This window comes from Serratia sp. GW822-FHT06D09 (assembly GCF_058799515.1).
In genome coordinates this window covers 417,866-435,739 of record NZ_JBXALO010000001.1, presented here as the reverse complement: position 1 = coordinate 435,739, position 17,874 = coordinate 417,866, and the positions used below count along the sequence as shown (strand labels likewise).

Genomic DNA, 17,874 nt, shown 5'->3' with positions numbered 1-17,874 from the left:
ATCATGAATGTGTCTCATGCGTTGCGACATGGAACACAAAAAACAATAGAAATGAATAGTAAGCCAGGGGCTTTATTGGCATTGGTAGCTATTATTCTGTTTTAGTTAGTTGATATTTTTATATTATTTATTTATGTGGCACAGCTTTCCATCAATGTGGCATGGGCAATGCTTAAGTGTCTGTAGAGTGCCGGCTATCAGGCACCACCCTTACAGTCTCCGTTCCCATGAGAGGTGTTACATGAAATACGTTCATCCCGGTTTGCCTGGTTCGTTGGTCTCTTTCAAACAGCGCTACGGCAACTACATTGGCGGCAAATTTGTCGAACCCGTTTCAGGCAACTACTTCACCGACACCTCCCCGATGACAGGTCAGACTGTCGCCGAATTCCCGCGCTCCGACGCGAAAGATATCGAACAAGCGCTGGATGCGGCACATGCGGCAGCCGAAACCTGGGGGAAAGCCAGCGTTCAGGAAAGGTCAAATGTGCTGCTGGCGATCGCCGATCGTATGGAGTCAAAGCTCGAATTGCTGGCACTGACCGAAAGCTGGGACAACGGCAAACCGATCCGCGAAACGCTGAACGCGGACATTCCGCTGGCGATCGACCACTTCCGCTATTTCGCCGGCTGTTTGCGTGCGCAGGAAGGCACCGCCGCTGAGATCGATCAAAACACCGTGGCCTACCATATCTATGAGCCTCTGGGCGTGGTTGGGCAGATTATTCCCTGGAACTTCCCGCTGTTGATGGCCGCATGGAAACTAGCCCCGGCGCTGGCCGCCGGCAACTGCGTGGTGCTTAAACCGGCGGAGCAAACCCCGCTCAGCATCTGCGTGCTGCTGGAAATGATTGGTGACTTGCTGCCGCCGGGCGTGCTCAATGTGGTTCACGGTTTCGGTAAAGAAGCCGGTGAGGCATTGGCAACCAGCAAGCGTATCGACAAAATCGCCTTTACCGGTTCAACCCCGGTAGGCCGCCATATTCTGGCCTGCGCGGCGGAAAATATCATTCCCAGCACCGTGGAGCTGGGCGGTAAATCGCCTAACATCTTCTTTGAAGACATCATGCAGGCGGAAGCCGAATTCATCGACAAGGCGGTTGAGGGGCTGATTCTTGGCTTCTTCAACCAGGGTGAAGTCTGTACCTGCCCTTCGCGCGCCCTGATTCAGGAATCGATTTACCCGCAATTTATGGAAAAAGTGCTGGCGCGCATCACCACCATTCGCCAGGGTGACCCCTTTGACACCGACACCATGATCGGTGCTCAGGCGTCTCAGCAGCAGTTCGACAAGATCCTGTCTTACATCGAGATCGCTAAAAACGAAGGCGGCAAAATCATTGCCGGCGGCGAGCGCGCCAGCCATGAGCAAACTTTGCAAAGCGGTTTTTATCTGCAGCCCACCTTAATCACCGGCAATAACAGCATGCGTTTCTTCCGTGAAGAGATCTTCGGACCGGTGATCGGCGTGACCACCTTCAAAGACGAAGCCGAAGCCCTGGCATTGGCCAACGACAGTGAGTTCGGGCTGGGTGCCGGTTTGTGGACTCGCGACGTAAATCGCGCCTATCGCATGGGGCGCGCCATCAAGGCCGGACGCGTGTGGACCAACTGTTATCACCTGTATCCGGCGCATGCTGCCTTCGGCGGCTACAAAAACTCCGGTGTCGGCCGCGAGACCCACAAGGTAGCGCTGTCGCATTACCAGCAGGTCAAAAACCTGTTGGTCAGTTACGACAGTAAACCGCTCGGGCTGTTTTGATTTTTAGCGTTACTGCAAACTAAGGCCACCTCGGTGGCCTTAGTTATTTGGGCGGGATTATGATGCGGAGAGATCGATAACCATGCGGCCACGGATAGTGCCCGACTTCATCTCTTCGAAGATCGCGTTGATGTCGCCCAACGGACGCTTGGTCACTTTCGGCGTCACTTTGCCCTCGGCGGCAAACTGGAAAGCTTCTTTAAGGTCTTCACGGGTTCCCACCAACGAGCCCACAACCTGAATACCGTCCAATACCAAGCGTGGAATGCTCAGGTCCATACTCTCTGGCGGTAGCCCCACAGCGACCACTTTGCCCCCTGCGCGAACCGCATTGACCGCAGAATTAAAGGCTGAACGCGCCACCGCGGTGACTACGGCAGCATGCGCGCCACCGACTTTTTGCTGAATGATTTCTTCGGCGTTTTCAGTTTTGGAGTTGATGACCAGATCGGCGCCGATTTCTTTGGCGAAATCCAACTGCCCCTGATTGACGTCAATGGCGATCACTTTGGCGTTGAACACGTTCTTGGCATACTGCAATGCCAGGTTGCCCAAGCCGCCCAGGCCGTAAATCGCGATCCACTGCCCCGGTTTGATGTCGGAAATTTTCACCGCCTTATAGGTAGTGACACCGGCACAGGTAATGCTGCTGGCTGCAAAGGAGTCCAGGCCATCCGGCACCTTGACCGCATAGTCCGCCACTACGATGCACTCTTCCGCCATTCCGCCGTCGACACTGTAACCGGCATTTTTCACCGAGCGGCACAGCGTTTCGTTACCATTAACGCAATATTCGCAATGGCCACATCCCTGATAGAACCAGGCGACGCTGGTGCGATCCCCGACTTTCAACGAGGTGACACCTTCACCTACGGCGGTGACTACCCCAATCCCTTCGTGCCCCAGGGTGATGCCGGGCACTTCGCCAAAATCGCCATTCTTGACGTGAAGATCGGTATGGCAAACGCCACAACACTCCATTTTCAGCGCGGCCTCACCGTGTTTCAGTGGACGAAGCTGTTTATCCTGAATATCGACACTGTGGTCTTTAGTCACTACGGCTGCTTTCATAGGATATCTCTCCTCAGGTGAGTTGAAGTACAGTTGTTAATGTAGTTACTCATAACCCTGAGGGCAAGAAATGTGGGGTTTTGTTTAAAAACAAATATTTAATATCAACCAGCACGATTACGGTCGTGAAACGAAAATAATGATTAACGCTTGGTTTTAGTGATTTTTGTCGCTTTGGCAGGGTTACCGGCAACGAACTCCAGCGTTGGCGAATAGTAAAAAGGCAACCAGGCATGGTAACTGCTTTCCCACTCCCATTTTACCGGGCAGGGCCACAGAATATCTTCATGCAGAATGTAGTAGACCCATCGGCCATGCGGGCGGCGTGGTTTGGTGGTGCGCATAGCGTCTGACTTCTTCGGGGCGGATCGGTTATCGCTGATATTCAATGGCCCGCAGTCGCAGAGCCACGTTGCAGGCCTTGGGGGCAACATCCTTCGTGATGGGATAAAAATGGCCGATCTTCATGTTAAATTCTCTTTGTCATCAGGGATACAGAGTTACCTGGCACAAATTTAACATGGACCGCGGTCCGCAAGCCATCTTTCCCGCCAGCATGCTCACTGCCTGAGACCGGTGGCTGCGGACTTGCTCATGCTCTGCCTCAGCCGGCTTGCTTTAACGCCTCTTGCCGCAGAATCGATTGAATATAGGCATTATTATTTTTTAACGTCACAAAGTCGCCGCTGGCGACGATACGGCCGCTGTCCATAACCAGGATTTCATCCGAGAAATCGAAGGTGGAACTCCGATGGCTGATGTTCAATATCAAGGCATTGGGAAAGCAAATTTTAATATTGTGCATGATCCCTCTCTCATTGATCACATCCAATGCTGATGTCACCTCATCAAGAATGATGATACTGGGCGTCCGTAAAAAAAGCCGAGCCAGAGACAACCGCTGACGTTGGCCGCCAGAAAGCGTTACCCCATTGTCACCGATTCTCATATCCAGCAAATCAGCGTTCCCATCATTAACCAGATCATCGAGCCTGGATAACCTGAGTGCTACGGCTAATTGTTCATCCGTAGCTTCCGGACAGGCTATCTTTAGGTTGAATCTCAACGTATCCATAAAAATATAGTCATTTTGTGAAACATGGAAAACCAACTCAGCCCGCTGAACCGAAGATAATTCATTAATATTCATATTGTTAATAAGGATCTCACCCTGCTCTGGCTTAAGCTCTCCCGCTAACAGTTTAGCCACCGTACTTTTTCCCGAACCGCTACGTCCGGTTAAGGTGATGAAATGTCCTTTATCGATCTCAAGATTAAGGCCTTTGATGATAGCTCCCTCCTCACCTTGATACGAGAAACTCAGGTCTCTCATTTTCATTGAATCGACAGGCTTGATCTGTTCTGAATCAACCTGTCTCGCCACAATCATTGGCATGGCACTAATAAAACCGTAAAGAGACACTGTGGATTTCTGCAGTGCAGTATACATGGACCCCATGCTTTCCAAAGGTGAAGACAGCAACAATATATAAGATGAAATCATCACGAAATGGCCGATACTGATATTTCCACTCATAACCTGATACAAAGAATAGAGGAAAGACAAACCAAAAAAAATGATGTTGCAGGCGGACTCGACCAGCAGAAAATGCATATCTGCCTTTAGCAATTTCTCATGTTTTGTTTCTATTTTATGAAGCAAAGCCTCATAGCGACCAAACAGATAGTCATAAGAGTTACAGACTTTAGCGGCCCCCATATTCTTGACGCTGTCAGTGATTAGGCTGTATTTTTTTACTGAAGTGTTGTAAAAATCATTGTATAAACCAACAATCTTTGGATTAAAAACCCCTTTAATGATGAAATACAGCAAAAAATATAGCGTGAACAGCATCGCAACAATGTAATCACCAGAAATGACAATAAAAGCCACGCTAAGAACTAACTGCAACAGTGGTGGGATAAAATTATGAGATATATTTCTTAACAGAACGGTGAGTTCATCTATAGCCTGATTCAACCGCTGAGTGATGTCGCCGGTGTTTTCATGGATTTTTATAGCATCAGCATTATAAAACAAGCTTTTGAAATAGTCATTTGTCATGCTGATGACCAAGTTACTTCTTAAAGAGGTGATGAGAATAAAATTCAAAGCTGATGCGAGTTTCCTTAAGCTCATTACGACAATGTAACTGAGCGCCAATGCATATATTATGAACTTAAAATCAACGGATTCACTTTCAATTCCACTGATTAACTTTGCCATGATAACCGGCTGTACTGATATTAAAACCGTAGACAGAAGCGAAATGGTTATAATGACAAAAAAATTTCCCTTAGCTGATAAATTGGATGTACCTTTAAAGTATCTGATTATAAATAAAAATTTATTCATCCAGCATCCTTTTCACATACCACAAAGCATAGCGGGAATCCCCACTATGCTTTTGGTAGCACCCTCTACATTCATCATAAATGTTTCATGATTTATCCCTGAGCGTATGCCGTTCTGCAAAATCAACGTACTGCTATTTATAATATCCCATGATCCGCTCTCAATATCTTCATGACGGGGGTAGTTCAGCGGCATTAGCTTAATCACATTCCCTTGTAACAAATAGTTATTCATCACACATTCCCTAAGTTTAGCGCGGTATTTATAGTTGTTTTTTTAATCTATTAAAATGACATTAAGGTTTCAAAATAATTAACATTTCTTAACAATGAGCCATCTTTCCCCTTCTGGAAGGTCCTCCGTCGACACTCAACTGTCATCAATTATTGATACCAGATAAATCCTCAGCAGAGGGCAATGAACTGCTGCCGTTGGTCGTGGTAGAACTGGATGGCGACAGCCTTACGGTTACCGGTTTCGGGCCAGAAATCAGTCATACCCTGGAGCGATGGCCACACAGCCCTCAGGACGCCAACTCACCACCGCCCGCATAGGCAGTTTTACCGGCAATCTTCATCACTTCGGCTCCCAGGGTGACAAAAGGCGCTTGCCGACAGGCATAAATCAGCCCGCCTGCCTTGGCACGCACCGCTTTTACCGTATCGGTGATCGGGTCGATAATTTCGGCCACCGCCTCGTCGGCTTCCACCCATTCCCCCGGCTGGCGCAACAACAGCAGAATACCGCTGGCGGATGCGGTAACGATCTCCCCGGCGGCAAACGGCAGCATCGCTACTTCGCGTTGCGTTATCGCCGGAGAGGGTCCGGCCACGGCGCCTCGGTGCTGTAAATAACGGTACAAGCGTTCTGCGTCACCGCTGGCCAATTCATGGCTGACATCCCGCTGTCCGCGTAACTCCAGCGTAACCGCCATGCAGCCCGGTTTGAGCTGGCTTAGGTCAGGATGCTGTTGCGCCAGCCGAAGCCAGGGCAAACCGCAGGCTTCATCAAAAGAGCCGCCACCGCTGTCTTGCGAAAGCAGTACCGCCGCTATGTTCATAAAGCGCGCCAGAATTTCGGCCTGCCGTTCCCAGGCCGGATCGGCGTACATATGCAAGATCGCCCGATCGTCACAGTGCAGATCCAGCACTACATCGGCATCACAGGCCAGTAGCAGCAATTGCCGCCGCAGTGCCGTGACTTCACTGCCCTCGGTCATGGCTTGCAAAACGGTACGCATGGCGGCCCGGACTTGCGGCTGAAGGGGTTCCGAGGCGGTAAAATCGTGGTTTTGCAGCAGACGCGCCAGATCGGGAAAATCGCGGTTGAAGTTGCGACCGCTAACCAGGTCGAAGCGCCCTACGCCGCCGTTGAGCAGTACCTGCGCCAGCCCTGGAGGATTGGCCAGCGGCACCAGAATTATTTCGCTTTGCAGCTCACCACGCCGTTCCGCCTGGCTGAGTAATCTTTTAAGATAATGCAGCACCAGCATGCCGGGCAGTTCGTCGGCATGCAGACCGGCCTGCAGGTAAATTTTTTCGCCTTTGCCCGGCTGGCCGAAATGAAAACTGGTGAATTGACGCTGCCCCCCCAGGGCATGTTCAGGTAACTTATGATGTTTACTTTTCATTGGACGCCCTATCTGTGGAAAAGAAAGCCCGGCTTGATCGCATCGACAAAAAAATCCTTGAAATACTGTGCCGGGATGGCCGCATTTCCTATCAAAAGCTGTCCGAGCAGGTCAATCTGACCGCACGCCCCTGTCTGGAGCGGGTACGTGGGCTGGAGCGCGACGGCATCATCCGCGGCTACAGTGCCATCATCGAGCTGCCGGAGCCGGAACATGCGTTCGTGATCCAGGCTCAGATTGCGCTGGCCGACCACGGTCATTCCCAACCGGCGTTTGAGCAGGAGATGCGTAATACCCCGGAGGTGCTGGATTGCTGGCTGGTCAGCGGCAACTTCGATTTTCTGGTGCGCATTGGCTGTCGCAGCATGGAAAACTACCGGTTGCTGGCCGACAGCTGGCTGACCAGCAAGAAATTCCGGGTGGATAAAATCGTCACCCTGACCGAACTGCAATCCATCAAACGTTCCTGAACGGTCTCAATCACGACGTATAAAGCCCAACCAGCGTCGCTCTGCCCGCGAAAACAGGAATATCAGCAGGAAGGTGCACAGCAGGTAGAGCGCCGCAGCCATCAAAAACGGGATAAATGGCGAATAGGTGGCGGCATAAAGTGCCCGTGCCACGCCGGTGATATCCAATAGCGTTACCGTGCTGGCCAGCGAAGTGGCATGCAGCAAAAACACCATTTCGTTGTTGAGTGCTGGAATGCCGCGTCGTAGCGTGGCCGGCAGCACCAGCCGGCGAATGATCTGCCGCTGGCTCATGCCATAGGCTTCACCGGCAATCCACTCCTGGCGCGGGAAGGTCTCCATCATGCCGGCCAGCAGCTGCGCGACGTAGGCACTGGTATTGAGTACCAGCGCCAGCGTGGCGCAGAAGGTCGCGTCGCGAAACAGCAGCCAGAAAGGTTGGTCGTTCTGCCAACCCAACTGCACCACGTCAAACTGCGACAGGCCGTAATAAATCAGCATCAATTGCAGGTACAGCGGCGTACTGCGGAAAAAGTAGGTCACGCTGCGGATCAGATAAGATAGCGGACGCGGGCCGTAAACCTGACCGATCGCCATCAGCATCGCCAGCACTAAACCGGGGACGACCGACAGCAAGAAGAGTTTGGCAGTCATCGCTAGCCCGGTGACGTCGGACCCGTCACTCCACAGAAAACTCGGTGCGGCTTCCAGCATATTTTGCAGGTTCATCAGCGGGCTCCTGCATTTGAGGAAGCCAAGGCGTATCGCCGCGACAACCGGCTAAAGCCCCAACTGGAAATCGCCGTGATCGCCATATAGATCAGCGCCACCAGGAAATAAAACAGGAATGGCTTTTGGGTTGCCCGCCCGGCCTGCTCGGCCAGCCAGACCATATCCTCCAGCCCGAGGATCGACACCAGCGCCGAGGCCTTCATCAGCCCAAGCCAGTTGTTGTTGATGCCGGGGATGGCAAAGCTCAGCATCTGGGGTAACAGAACACGGCGAAATACCTGGCCTGGGCTCATCCCATAGGCCATCGCGGCCTCCAGTTGGCCACGCTCCACGGTAAGAAACGCGCCACGGAAGGTTTCGGTATAGTAAGCGCCAAACACGAAGCCAATCGCCAACACCCCGGAGATAAAGGTGTTGAACCGAAGCGGCCCCAGCCCCAGCAGACCCAAGGCTCCGTTAACCAGCATCTCACCGCCAAAGAACAACAGCAGCATAATCACCAGTTCGGGGATACCGCGCACCAGCGTGGTGTAGCCGGTTGAAACCCAGCGCAGCCAGCGCGGACCAAAGAGTTTGATCAGCGCATTGACCAGTCCAAGCGCCAGCGCCACCGCCAGTGACACCAGCATGACGCACAGCGACAGCGCCGCCCCCTGCGCCAGCAACGGTAAATACTCTGTGACCATACCCGGCCTCCCATACTTGACAGATTGCCGGGCCAGCCGGCATTAGCGCGCCGGTTTAGTTACCGTAAATATCGAAGCTGAAATATTTTTTCTGGATGGCTTCGTAAGTACCATCGGCACGAATGGCCTTGATCGCACCGTTTAGCGCATCGCGCAGCGCCGGGTTGTCTTTGCCTACCGCGATGCCGACGTCGGAGGAAATGCTGCTGTCTTCAATCACCGGGCCGGCAAAGGCAAATTTCTGCCCGCGCGGGGTATCGATAAAGCTGCTGGCGGCCTGAGTATTGTCCTGCAACGACGCATTAATGCGGCCGGACATCAGATCCAGATAGACATTATCCTGGTTGGCGTAAGAAACAATTTTCACCCCTTTTCCGCCCCAATGTTGTTTCGCGTAGGCTTCATGTATCGAGCCGGTCTGCACGCCGACGGTTTTGCCTTTCAGGCTGGCAACGTCAGGCAGTAAAGCGCTGCCTTTACGCGCCACCAACTGGGCGGAACTGCGGTAATAGCGATCGGTGAAATCCACTTCCTTTTTGCGCTCATCGGTGATGGTCAGCGAAGCGATAATGGCGTCGAACTTATGGGCATTGAGCGCGGCAATCATGCTTTCGAAGGGTTGTTTGACGAACACGCATTTGGCATGCAGCTGCGTACACAGCGCATTGGCGATATCGATATCAAAACCGGTGATCTCACCGTTGGGCGCGAGCACGTCAAACGGCGGATAGCCACCGTCAACGCCAAAACTGATGGTGTCGAAGGCCTGAGCCGCCGCAGGACCACCCAACGCCAGGCTGGTCAGTAAAACCGCTAATGTTTTTTTCATGGCTGAGATCCCCGGTAAAAGAAAAGATTAGAAACGAAGTGACAGGCAGGTCAGGCCGCCGTCCATTTTTTTAAATTCACTGGTGTCGAGCTGAACGATGGGCATGCCCAGTTTTTCGATTTGCGCAAGCGTGTACGGATAACCCTGCGGCGTAATCAGCGTATCGTTGATCCACAGCGTATTGCCGGCGTAGGACTCCGCTTCGGGAATGACGATCGAACTGAAACCACTAAAGGCAGGATGGTGCTGGTAGTCTTCGGTCAGCAACAAGGTATTGCGGCCAACGTAATTAACAATGGACTTCAGGTGCAGACCGGCGCTGACTTCAATCGCCGTCACCCGATAGCCATAGGGTTCCACCGCCGCGGCGAACTCGCCAATACCAGCCTCATCGGTACGGGCCGTCAGGCCGACGAAAAACTGGCGATCGACCAGCAGCACATCCCCCCCGTCCAGATGACCGCGCTCGCTCATGCGCACCACTGGCCGTTCGCCTGCAAACAAGGGCGCAATGGTGGCCACCTCACCCTGACGGCTGGGTGCGCCCGGATGGCTGATCACCGCCAGCTCAGGCATCACCACCGCCGTGTCTTCAACAAAGTGTGCATCCGGGAATGCGGGTGCTGCCGGTAACACGGTCACTTTTAGCCCCAGACGGAGCAAGGTGTCCACATAGGCCAAAAACTGACGGCCGGTGGCCGCGATATCGGGCGCGCCCAATTGGGCGGTAGTTTGTCCGCTGCCGCAGCTGTCGGCAGGGAGTCTGGCAATGGCTTGAGTAAAGTGCATGGCGATTCTCTCGATTGAAAGGGACGGTCACTGTTGCTTCGATTATCAAACAGATACCGCCGCCAATCAGGTTGAATCCGCGCGCCGACACTCTAGATTTGCGCTGTATATCGTTCCGCTAACGACAAATTCCGCTGTACGCGTTTTTAGGTCGTTGGCGCATTTGCGCCGGTGATACGCGGCATCACCTCTTTCATCAGCTCGAGGAATTTACGCAGCCGGGCGGGATAATAGCTGGCGTACGGATAAAGCAGATAAATCGGCAAGGGCGCGGCACGCCAGGTTGGCATTAAAGGAATCAGAGCGCCCTGCTCCAAATCCTGTTTGACCACCCAGGAGGACAACATCGCCACCCCCACGCCGTTCAACGCGGCTTTACGCACCGCATAAAGACTGTCGGTGCTTAATCTGGGAGCAATGTCAAAACGATAGGCTTCACCGCTATCCCTGTGAGTCAGGGTGACTTCGTTACGGTAAAAGCTATTCAACGCCAGCCAGGGCAACTGCGCTAAATCACCGATCTGCTTCAGAGGATCATGACCTGCTAATAAGCTCGGTGCTGCCACCACAATGCGCGGCACTTCCGCCAGCAATACCGCCACCACCGAAGGATCGGTTACGGCCCCCACGTGGATCGCGCAGTCCACGCCTTCGGGGATAAAATCCGGTGAGTGGTCGTTAAGCGTCCATTCCACGCTGGTCTGGCGATAGCGTTGCAAATAGTCACCCAGCGGCCCGATTAGCTGATCCTGGCCGAAGGCATGCGGCGCACGTACCCGTAATACGCCGACCGGCTCATCGCGCACGCCGCGCAGCTCATCCTCCATGATTTGCCACTGTTCTATCAGCTTGCGCGCATGCTGATAACAGCGCTCTCCGTCATCCGTCAGCTTCATACTGTGGGTGGTGCGCTGGATTAATTTAACGCCCAGCAGTTGTTCCAGCACCTGCAGGCGCCGGCTAACGGTGGGTTGTGAGGTCTGCATTTGCGCCGCAGCGGCAGAAAGACTGCCGCTGTCTACGATGCGCACCAGCGTTTGCATCATGGCTATGCGATCGCCATTGGGAAATGAGTTTTTATTCATACGTATTACGTATAACAGTTCTACCCGTTCGGGGGCTACAGTTTGCGGCAAATACTGGCAAAAATAAGCGCACTTTACCTCTACGGGATAATTACCATGACCCTGATTTCACCAGCCAATCATACCGGCACCACACCGGCCCATGCGCTTTCCGCCAAAGTTGTCTTTCTGCTGGCGACCGGTGCCGGTCTTAGCGTGGCGTCCATTTACTATAGCCAGCCGATGCTGGGGATTATGGCGGATGCGTTCCATGCCGGAGTAAGTGACGCCGGCTGGGTCCCTACGCTCACCCAGGCAGGCTACGCGCTAGGGATCCTGCTGTTGGCCCCGCTGGGCGATCGTCACGATCGTCGCCAGATCATCCGTATAAAAGGCTTGCTGCTGGCTGTTACCCTGCTGTTCTGTGGTTTTTCATCCTCATTCCCGCTGTTGCTGCTCAGCAGCCTGGCGATCGGCCTGGCCGCTACGGTGGCGCAGGACATTATCCCGGCGGCCGCAACGCTGGCAACCGACGCCAATCGGGGCAAAACGGTGGGAACCGTGATGACCGGGCTGCTGGCGGGGATTTTGCTTTCACGGGTGTTCAGCGGCGTGGTGGCGGAATATTTCGGCTGGCGCAGCGTTTACCTGCTGGCGGCCGCGGCGGTGTTGGCGATCAGTTTTGCCATAGGGGCCGTATTGCCCCGTTTAAAACCCAATACTTCCCTCAGCTACCCGGCGTTGTTGCGTTCATTGGGCCAATTGTGGGCCGATTACCCGGAGCTGCGGCGTGCAGCGCTGGCGCAAGGCTTGCTGTCGATCGCGTTCAGCGCTTTCTGGTCTACGCTGGCAGTGATGTTGGCGGAACGGTATCAGTTGGGTAGCGCCGTTGCCGGGGCTTTTGGTTTGGCCGGTGCGGCAGGTGCATTGGCTGCCCCCTTGGCAGGCATGCTGGCCGATCGTCACGGGCCGGACTATGTCACTAAGATTGGCGCTGCCATGGTGGTGGTTTCTTTTGCCCTGATGTTCCTGCTGCCGTTGCTGTCGCTCCCCGCCCAACTGGCGTTGATTGCCCTGAGCGCGGTAGGTTTTGATCTCGGCATTCAGGCCACGCTGGTCGCCCATCAAACCATTATTTACGCTATCAATCCGGCCGCCCGCAGCCGCCTTAACGCCATCATGTTTACGCTGGTGTTTATCGGCATGGCAGGCGGGGCCGCGCTGGGCAGCAAGATCCTGGAAGCTGCCGGCTGGCCTGGCGTAGTGACGTTGGCCACGCTGGCGGCGACTGGCGGTCTGGCAATGAGGTTGTTCGCCAAAACCGCCCCGCGCGTGACGGCCTGAAAAGTACATCAACGATAGCCGCAACCACTGCGGCTATTCCTTTTAATCCCTTGTCGCCTCCGCATCGTTTTCTGCACCAAGATCCAACGGTCTTCGTGCATGACTGCGGCTAAGATGCCATCGCCTCACGGCCACCAAGGGCACTATATCTACTTCTGATTAACCGCCTGGAATTCTGCCAAATTCTGCTGTGTGATGGTTTTGTAAGGTACCCAGTTATAAGGCTCGACCTTTTGTTTTTCCAACAGCGCCTTGGTTACCTGCACCGCCCCGATGGCCTGCCCTTTGGCATCCTGGAAAATGGTCAACGTCATGCCGCCGTTTTTAATGAACTGCTGACCGTCCGGCGTGCCGTCGATGCCCGCCACCAGAATGGTTTTGTTTTTGGCCTGATTCAGCGCCATGATGGCACCAATCGCCATTTCATCGTTGTTAGCGGCAATCGCGTCAATCGGCCGGCCGTTCAGCAGCCAACCGGATACCACGTCCACCGCCTCGTTGCGCTGCCATTTGGCGGTCTGCTTCTCCAGCACCTTCATGTCTTTGTATTTGGCGATCACCGCTTCCACGGCGCGGGTGCGCTCGCGTGCTTCTTCATTGGACAACGCCCCCATCAGGATCGCCACGTTCCCACGGTAGTTCATCTTTTTCGCCAAGGCTTCCATCTGCATTTCACCACCCACCGCAGAGTCAGAGCCTACGTAGGCCATGTCCTTGCCCAGTTTCACCTCCGGTTTGCGGTTGACGAAAATCAACGGAATATTGGCGCGTTCGGCGGCGTCCATCATCGGTTTCACCCCCTGAGTGTCAACCGGGTTGAGGATAATGGCGTCCACCCCGAGGTTGATAAAATCGTCCACCTGCTGCACCTGCAACGCCACGTCCCCTTTGGCATCGACAAACTGGCCGTCCATCCCCAACTGCTTAAGTTCGCTCACCATCTGTGAACGCAAAATAGAGACAAAGTTAAGGTCGAAATTGGCCAGCGCCACGCCGACCTTGTAGGTTTTCGCCTGGGCGCTGAAGCTCATGACGATGCTCAGCAGTATCAGTAGCAAGCTTTTGGTTTTCATGATGACATCCTGTAGGTTGAGGTTTATTTATTATTAAAATCAACGCATCATTTTGAATGCCGGGCAGCGGCCCTGCCCGGATGTGTTCAGGCTATCGGGTAAAATGGTCGCGGAACTGTAACAGCGCCTCGGTGCTGTCACCGGATGCCCACCCTTCCATCGCCACCACGCCCTGATAACCGATGTCTTCTAACGTGCGTGCGATGGCGCGGTAATTGATTTCACCGGTACCAGGCTGTTGCCGCCCCGGCACGTCCGCCACCTGGATTTCCCCTATTGCCGGGCCACAGCGACGGATCAGTTCGATAAGATCCCCTTCGCCAATCTGCGCATGGTAAAGATCGAGATTCATCTTCAGGCCCGGACGGTTTACCGCCTCCACCAGAGCCAGGGTGTCGCAGGCTTTGGCGAAGGGTGTGCCAGGGTGGTCGCGTGGCAAATTGAGGTTTTCCAGCGTGAAGACTTTTCCGGCCTGCTCCGCCATGTGCGCCAGCCGGCTTAGCGTATCGGCCGCCTTGAGCCACATCGCACCGGTTACCACCGCCACCGGTTTCACCGGTAATCCCTGAGGATCCAACCCGGTACCGTGAAGATTCAGGCTCGGGCAGTTCAAGCGTTGGGCAACGGCCAATGACTGCTCCGCGCTGTGCAACAGTTGGGCAATGTCTTCGTCGTCGGTCAGGTTGCCGGTCAGATAGCCGGTCATTGATGTAAAGCGCGCCCCGCTGGCGGCCAAAGCATCCAGGTCTTTATTGGCCCAGTTCCACATTTCAACGCCAAAACCCAGCGCATCGATACGCGCCACGCGGTCGATAAACGGCAGATCGAGAAATACCATTTCTGCGCATACAGAGAGCTGATAACTGGCCATTATTGCCCCCCTAATTTGACCGGTTTGCCCTGCTGCACCGACTCGATACAGGCCAAGGCTATCGCCAGCGCATTGCGCGCATCTTGTCCGGTAGCACGCGGGCTGCAACCCTGCCGGATGCTCTGGGCGAATTCGGTCAACTCCGCCACGTAAGCGTCACGCAGCAGATCGGTGTCCTGCCGCGAGGTTTCTATGGCGATGCCTCCGGCGTGATAACGCACGCAGTTGTTCAGGTTGATATTGCCCGCCTGCAACATGCCTTTGCTGCCAAACACCTCGCCGCGTACGTCGTAACCGTATACCGCCTGGAAATTGGCTTCGGCGGTGGCGATAGCCCCGTTGTCAAAGCGAATGGTGACCACTGCGGTGTCCAACAGCCCTTTGTCTTTGAAGTCCGGCCGCACCAGGGCGTCCGCCAACGCGTAAACCTCTACCGGCCTGGCGCCAGGGTTGAAATGCAGCAAGGTGTCGAAATCATGAATCAAGGTTTCAAGAAAGATGGTCCACGCCGGGATGGGCGCCGGATCCCGTAGCAAGGGATCGCGCGTCACCGAACGGGATAACTGCGTAGTGCCATTCTCACCCGCCTTTACGGCGGCGATAGCGGCGGCAAATCCGCTGACAAAACGGCGATTAAATCCGACCTGCAGAACCACGCCCGCCCGTTTTGCGGCAGCAATGGCGCTGTCTGCCTCATCCAGCGTGATAGCCATCGGCTTTTCGCAGAACACATGCTTACCGGCCTGTGCCGCTGCAATCACCCACTCCGCATGGGTGCGGGCCGGAGATGCTATTACCACCGCATCAATAGCCGGGTTGTCCAGCATCGCCTGCAAATCGCTGTAGGCTTCAACGCCCAAACGTTCCGCCAGCCGTTGCGCCGCACCCGGCAGAGGATCGGCCACCGCCGCCAGCACCGCACCCGGCACGCGCCGTGCCAACGACTCCGCATGGAAAGTGCCCATTCTGCCAGCACCGATCAGACCAACACGCAGGGGTTGGGATGAATGACTCATAGTGATTCCTTATGTGAGGTAACGCCCTATTGGGCAACGGAGTTCACCCTGGGTATTGCAAAGGGGATGCCAGCTCAAAACACGCGGAATTTGTGAGACGTTGCACAGATAGGCATAACAAAGTGACAACTAAATTGACATGTCAATTTCACATGTCAATAAAATGAACATTACATTCCAAACAGCGGGGCGCACCATGCAGACAGCCGCCGGCCTGATGCCGATCAAAGACGAGAGCGATCCGATCTTCAGCCTGCCTGAAGGGGCGGAATCCGGTGAATGGGACAGCCTGTTTTGGCAAGGGTGGCAGGCGTTTAATGAAGGCGGCCAGCCCGGTTGGATACGCAAGTCGATCCTGCAATCCTGGCGACGCTCGCGTGAATACGGCATCGATCCCGATGAGTTTGTCTATCACGCGCCACCGCCTGACCAACTGCTGGCGATTCTGGCGCACAATGCCGAGCTGATTGCCGTGGCGCGCAGCATCATGGAAAATTTGCTGGCCTATAATCCCGACGGTCACATCAACCTGACCGATGCCCATGGCGTCACCCTTCACTACTGTGGCGCGGACATGACGCCGATCGGCAGCATCTTGCGTGAAGAGGTTCAGGGCACTAACTGCACCGCACGCTGCCTGCTTGAACAGCGGCTGGTGTATGTGCTCAGCGGTGAAAACTGGAAGATGGGCCTGCGGCAACGGCATCGCCAATGCGCCGCCGCGCCGGTGCGCAACGCCGAAGGTGTCATGATTGGCGTGCTGACGCTCACCGCCACGCCGGACAATTTCAATGCCCACACTCTGGGTACCGTGCAGGCGGCTGCGGAGGCCATCGGTCAACAGCTCAAGCTGCACCGGCTGTTGGCCGAGCAGCAGTCCATTTTGGAAACCCTGAATGAAGGCGTGATGGTCTGCGATAGGCACGGCCGGCTGAAAACGGTCAACCGCTATGCTCGCCAAATTTTTGGCGGGCTGGAACCCGGTGATACGCCGATCGATGAGCTGTTGTGCCCCCAATCCGGATCGTTGTTAACCATGCCGTTTTGCAACGATCGTGAAATGGTGTTTATGCCCGTCGGCAAGCCAGCCCTCTCCTGCGTGATTTCGCTGATGCCTGCGCCGGATAATGGCCGGGTGCTCTCCCTGCGCGAAAATCAGCGCATCCGTGCCATCACCCGACGAGTCATGGGCGTGAGCGCCAGCTACACCTTCGAGATGATTTTCGGTCATTCCAGCCGCATGCGGGAGGCGATCATGCAGGCGCGCACCTGCAGCCGCAGTGACAGTACGGTCTTGCTGACGGGGGAAAGCGGCACCGGCAAGGAGCTGTTCGCTCAGGCAATCCACAACGGCGGTGAGCGCTGCAACGAACCCTTTGTCGCGGTCAACTGCGGCGCCCTGCCGCGCGATCTGGTGCAAAGCGAGCTGTTTGGCTACGTCGATGGTGCCTTTACCGGATCGCGTCGCGGTGGTTCGGCAGGCAAATTCGAACTGGCGGACGGCGGCACGCTGTTGCTCGACGAAATCGGTGAAATGCCGTTGGATGCACAAACCAGCCTGCTGCGCGTATTGCAAGAAGGCGAAGTGTTGCGGATTGGCGCGGCGCATCCGGTCAAAGTGAATGTGCGAATTATTGCGGCTACCCATTGCGATTTGCTGCAGGCCGTGGAGAACGGCGCGTTTCGTCGTGACCTTTATTACCGCCTGAACGTCCTTTCCCTCCCCGTTCCGCCCCTGCGTGAACGTCGGGAAGATATCGCCGGACTGGTCAACGGCTTTATTCACAAGCTGAGTACGCGGATGAAAAAGATCCCGCCGCAGGTCTCACCGCAGGCCATGGTTTGCCTTAACGCCTGGCACTGGCCCGGCAACGTGCGCGAATTGGAAAACCTGGTGGAGCGGATGGTGAACCTGTGCGAAGGGTTGCTGATCGACGTGGATGATTTGCCCAGGGAGATCGCCCAGGCTTTTCCTGAACAGGAAGCCGTCCCCTCAAGCCGCCTGGAGGACAATGAGCGCGCCCATATCATTCAGATCATTGAATCCAGTAACGGTAATCTGCGACAGGCGGCTCGTCTGCTCGGGCTTTCGCGCACCACCTTGTACAATAAAATCAACAGGTGGCAGATTGATTTGACCTTGCTGCGTCCCTGAGGAAGTCGGCTTGACAGCACGACGGC

The 17,874-nt window shown here is 54.8% G+C and carries 17 protein-coding genes; 4 read left to right on the top strand and 13 right to left on the bottom strand.

Annotated elements, in window-relative coordinates:
- The first annotated feature begins 241 nt into the window (after nucleotides 1-241).
- Complete coding sequence (gene exaC / locus AC1RKG_RS02040; protein WP_409324988.1) at nucleotides 242-1,762, top strand: acetaldehyde dehydrogenase ExaC; 1,521 nt, start codon at nucleotides 242-244, stop codon at nucleotides 1,760-1,762.
- Between the two features lie 57 nt (nucleotides 1,763-1,819).
- Here the strand turns inward: exaC and adhP are convergent, their stop codons facing one another.
- The 5 genes from adhP to AC1RKG_RS02015 all read right to left on the bottom strand — a co-directional run bounded on the left by adhP (nucleotide 1,820) and on the right by AC1RKG_RS02015 (nucleotide 6,819).
- Complete coding sequence (gene adhP / locus AC1RKG_RS02035) at nucleotides 1,820-2,833, bottom strand: alcohol dehydrogenase AdhP (RefSeq protein ID WP_020826869.1); 1,014 nt, start codon at nucleotides 2,831-2,833, stop codon at nucleotides 1,820-1,822.
- Between the two features lie 143 nt (nucleotides 2,834-2,976).
- Nucleotides 2,977-3,177 (bottom strand): hypothetical protein, encoded by a 201-nt coding sequence (locus AC1RKG_RS02030; protein WP_020826868.1) that lies wholly within the window; start codon nucleotides 3,175-3,177, stop codon nucleotides 2,977-2,979.
- A 260-nt stretch (nucleotides 3,178-3,437) separates the two neighbouring features.
- The gene (locus tag AC1RKG_RS02025; RefSeq protein ID WP_493181849.1) at nucleotides 3,438-5,189 is read right to left on the bottom strand and encodes an ATP-binding cassette domain-containing protein; all 1,752 of its coding nucleotides are present in this window, start codon (nucleotides 5,187-5,189) and stop codon (nucleotides 3,438-3,440) included.
- A gap of 12 nt (nucleotides 5,190-5,201) precedes the next feature.
- The gene (locus AC1RKG_RS02020) at nucleotides 5,202-5,423 is read right to left on the bottom strand and encodes a hypothetical protein (protein WP_493181847.1); all 222 of its coding nucleotides are present in this window, start codon (nucleotides 5,421-5,423) and stop codon (nucleotides 5,202-5,204) included.
- A gap of 289 nt (nucleotides 5,424-5,712) precedes the next feature.
- Nucleotides 5,713-6,819, bottom strand: a complete 1,107-nt coding sequence (locus AC1RKG_RS02015; protein WP_493181846.1) for a succinylglutamate desuccinylase/aspartoacylase family protein — start codon at nucleotides 6,817-6,819, stop codon at nucleotides 5,713-5,715.
- A gap of 14 nt (nucleotides 6,820-6,833) precedes the next feature.
- Here AC1RKG_RS02015 and AC1RKG_RS02010 point away from each other — a divergent pair, with 14 nt between their 5' ends.
- Complete coding sequence (locus AC1RKG_RS02010) at nucleotides 6,834-7,289, top strand: Lrp/AsnC family transcriptional regulator (protein WP_020826863.1); 456 nt, start codon at nucleotides 6,834-6,836, stop codon at nucleotides 7,287-7,289.
- 6 nt (nucleotides 7,290-7,295) lie between these two features.
- Here the strand turns inward: AC1RKG_RS02010 and AC1RKG_RS02005 are convergent, their stop codons facing one another.
- From AC1RKG_RS02005 to AC1RKG_RS01985, 5 genes are all read right to left on the bottom strand, one after another.
- Nucleotides 7,296-8,018, bottom strand: a complete 723-nt coding sequence (locus tag AC1RKG_RS02005; RefSeq protein ID WP_046373569.1) for an ABC transporter permease — start codon at nucleotides 8,016-8,018, stop codon at nucleotides 7,296-7,298.
- Nucleotides 8,018-8,707: an ABC transporter permease gene (locus tag AC1RKG_RS02000; RefSeq protein WP_020826861.1), complete on the bottom strand. Its 690-nt coding sequence runs from the start codon at nucleotides 8,705-8,707 to the stop codon at nucleotides 8,018-8,020. Before AC1RKG_RS02000 ends, AC1RKG_RS02005 begins: the two co-directional genes overlap by 1 nt.
- A 55-nt stretch (nucleotides 8,708-8,762) precedes the next feature.
- Nucleotides 8,763-9,536: an ABC transporter substrate-binding protein gene (locus AC1RKG_RS01995; RefSeq protein ID WP_020826860.1), complete on the bottom strand. Its 774-nt coding sequence runs from the start codon at nucleotides 9,534-9,536 to the stop codon at nucleotides 8,763-8,765.
- Nucleotides 9,537-9,563: 27 nt separating this feature from the next.
- Entirely contained in the window at nucleotides 9,564-10,325 is a 762-nt protein-coding gene (locus AC1RKG_RS01990) for a dimethylarginine dimethylaminohydrolase family protein (protein WP_493181843.1), read from the bottom strand.
- Nucleotides 10,326-10,471: 146 nt separating this feature from the next.
- Nucleotides 10,472-11,410: a LysR family transcriptional regulator gene (locus tag AC1RKG_RS01985; protein WP_041414557.1), complete on the bottom strand. Its 939-nt coding sequence runs from the start codon at nucleotides 11,408-11,410 to the stop codon at nucleotides 10,472-10,474.
- Between the two features lie 96 nt (nucleotides 11,411-11,506).
- Between AC1RKG_RS01985 and AC1RKG_RS01980 the strand changes: the two genes are divergently transcribed.
- Nucleotides 11,507-12,733, top strand: a complete 1,227-nt coding sequence (locus AC1RKG_RS01980; RefSeq protein WP_337047506.1) for an MFS transporter — start codon at nucleotides 11,507-11,509, stop codon at nucleotides 12,731-12,733.
- A gap of 149 nt (nucleotides 12,734-12,882) precedes the next feature.
- Here the strand turns inward: AC1RKG_RS01980 and AC1RKG_RS01975 are convergent, their stop codons facing one another.
- From AC1RKG_RS01975 to AC1RKG_RS01965, 3 genes are all read right to left on the bottom strand, one after another.
- Nucleotides 12,883-13,806, bottom strand: a complete 924-nt coding sequence (locus AC1RKG_RS01975; RefSeq protein WP_046373573.1) for a substrate-binding domain-containing protein — start codon at nucleotides 13,804-13,806, stop codon at nucleotides 12,883-12,885.
- A gap of 91 nt (nucleotides 13,807-13,897) precedes the next feature.
- Complete coding sequence (locus AC1RKG_RS01970) at nucleotides 13,898-14,677, bottom strand: TIM barrel protein (RefSeq protein ID WP_493181842.1); 780 nt, start codon at nucleotides 14,675-14,677, stop codon at nucleotides 13,898-13,900.
- The gene (locus AC1RKG_RS01965) at nucleotides 14,677-15,693 is read right to left on the bottom strand and encodes a Gfo/Idh/MocA family oxidoreductase (protein WP_020826854.1); all 1,017 of its coding nucleotides are present in this window, start codon (nucleotides 15,691-15,693) and stop codon (nucleotides 14,677-14,679) included. Before AC1RKG_RS01965 ends, AC1RKG_RS01970 begins: the two co-directional genes overlap by 1 nt.
- Nucleotides 15,694-15,889: 196 nt before the next feature.
- On the opposite strand from AC1RKG_RS01965, the gene AC1RKG_RS01960 reads away from it, so the two are divergent.
- Nucleotides 15,890-17,848, top strand: a complete 1,959-nt coding sequence (locus AC1RKG_RS01960; protein ID WP_128864912.1) for a sigma-54-dependent Fis family transcriptional regulator — start codon at nucleotides 15,890-15,892, stop codon at nucleotides 17,846-17,848.
- Nucleotides 17,849-17,874 lie beyond the last annotated feature (26 nt).

Coding starts and splice junctions, on each gene's coding strand:
- exaC (WP_409324988.1), top strand. CDS start 242: ATGAAATACGTTCATCCCGGTTTGCCTGGTTCGTTGGTCTCTTTCAAA.
- adhP (WP_020826869.1), bottom strand. CDS start 2,833: ATGAAAGCAGCCGTAGTGACTAAAGACCACAGTGTCGATATTCAGGAT.
- AC1RKG_RS02030 (WP_020826868.1), bottom strand. CDS start 3,177: ATGCGCACCACCAAACCACGCCGCCCGCATGGCCGATGGGTCTACTAC.
- AC1RKG_RS02025 (WP_493181849.1), bottom strand. CDS start 5,189: ATGAATAAATTTTTATTTATAATCAGATACTTTAAAGGTACATCCAAT.
- AC1RKG_RS02020 (WP_493181847.1), bottom strand. CDS start 5,423: ATGAATAACTATTTGTTACAAGGGAATGTGATTAAGCTAATGCCGCTG.
- AC1RKG_RS02015 (WP_493181846.1), bottom strand. CDS start 6,819: ATGAAAAGTAAACATCATAAGTTACCTGAACATGCCCTGGGGGGGCAG.
- AC1RKG_RS02005 (WP_046373569.1), bottom strand. CDS start 8,018: ATGAACCTGCAAAATATGCTGGAAGCCGCACCGAGTTTTCTGTGGAGT.
- AC1RKG_RS02000 (WP_020826861.1), bottom strand. CDS start 8,707: ATGGTCACAGAGTATTTACCGTTGCTGGCGCAGGGGGCGGCGCTGTCG.
- AC1RKG_RS01995 (WP_020826860.1), bottom strand. CDS start 9,536: ATGAAAAAAACATTAGCGGTTTTACTGACCAGCCTGGCGTTGGGTGGT.
- AC1RKG_RS01990 (WP_493181843.1), bottom strand. CDS start 10,325: ATGCACTTTACTCAAGCCATTGCCAGACTCCCTGCCGACAGCTGCGGC.
- AC1RKG_RS01985 (WP_041414557.1), bottom strand. CDS start 11,410: ATGAATAAAAACTCATTTCCCAATGGCGATCGCATAGCCATGATGCAA.
- AC1RKG_RS01980 (WP_337047506.1), top strand. CDS start 11,507: ATGACCCTGATTTCACCAGCCAATCATACCGGCACCACACCGGCCCAT.
- AC1RKG_RS01975 (WP_046373573.1), bottom strand. CDS start 13,806: ATGAAAACCAAAAGCTTGCTACTGATACTGCTGAGCATCGTCATGAGC.
- AC1RKG_RS01970 (WP_493181842.1), bottom strand. CDS start 14,677: ATGGCCAGTTATCAGCTCTCTGTATGCGCAGAAATGGTATTTCTCGAT.
- AC1RKG_RS01965 (WP_020826854.1), bottom strand. CDS start 15,693: ATGAGTCATTCATCCCAACCCCTGCGTGTTGGTCTGATCGGTGCTGGC.
- AC1RKG_RS01960 (WP_128864912.1), top strand. CDS start 15,890: ATGCAGACAGCCGCCGGCCTGATGCCGATCAAAGACGAGAGCGATCCG.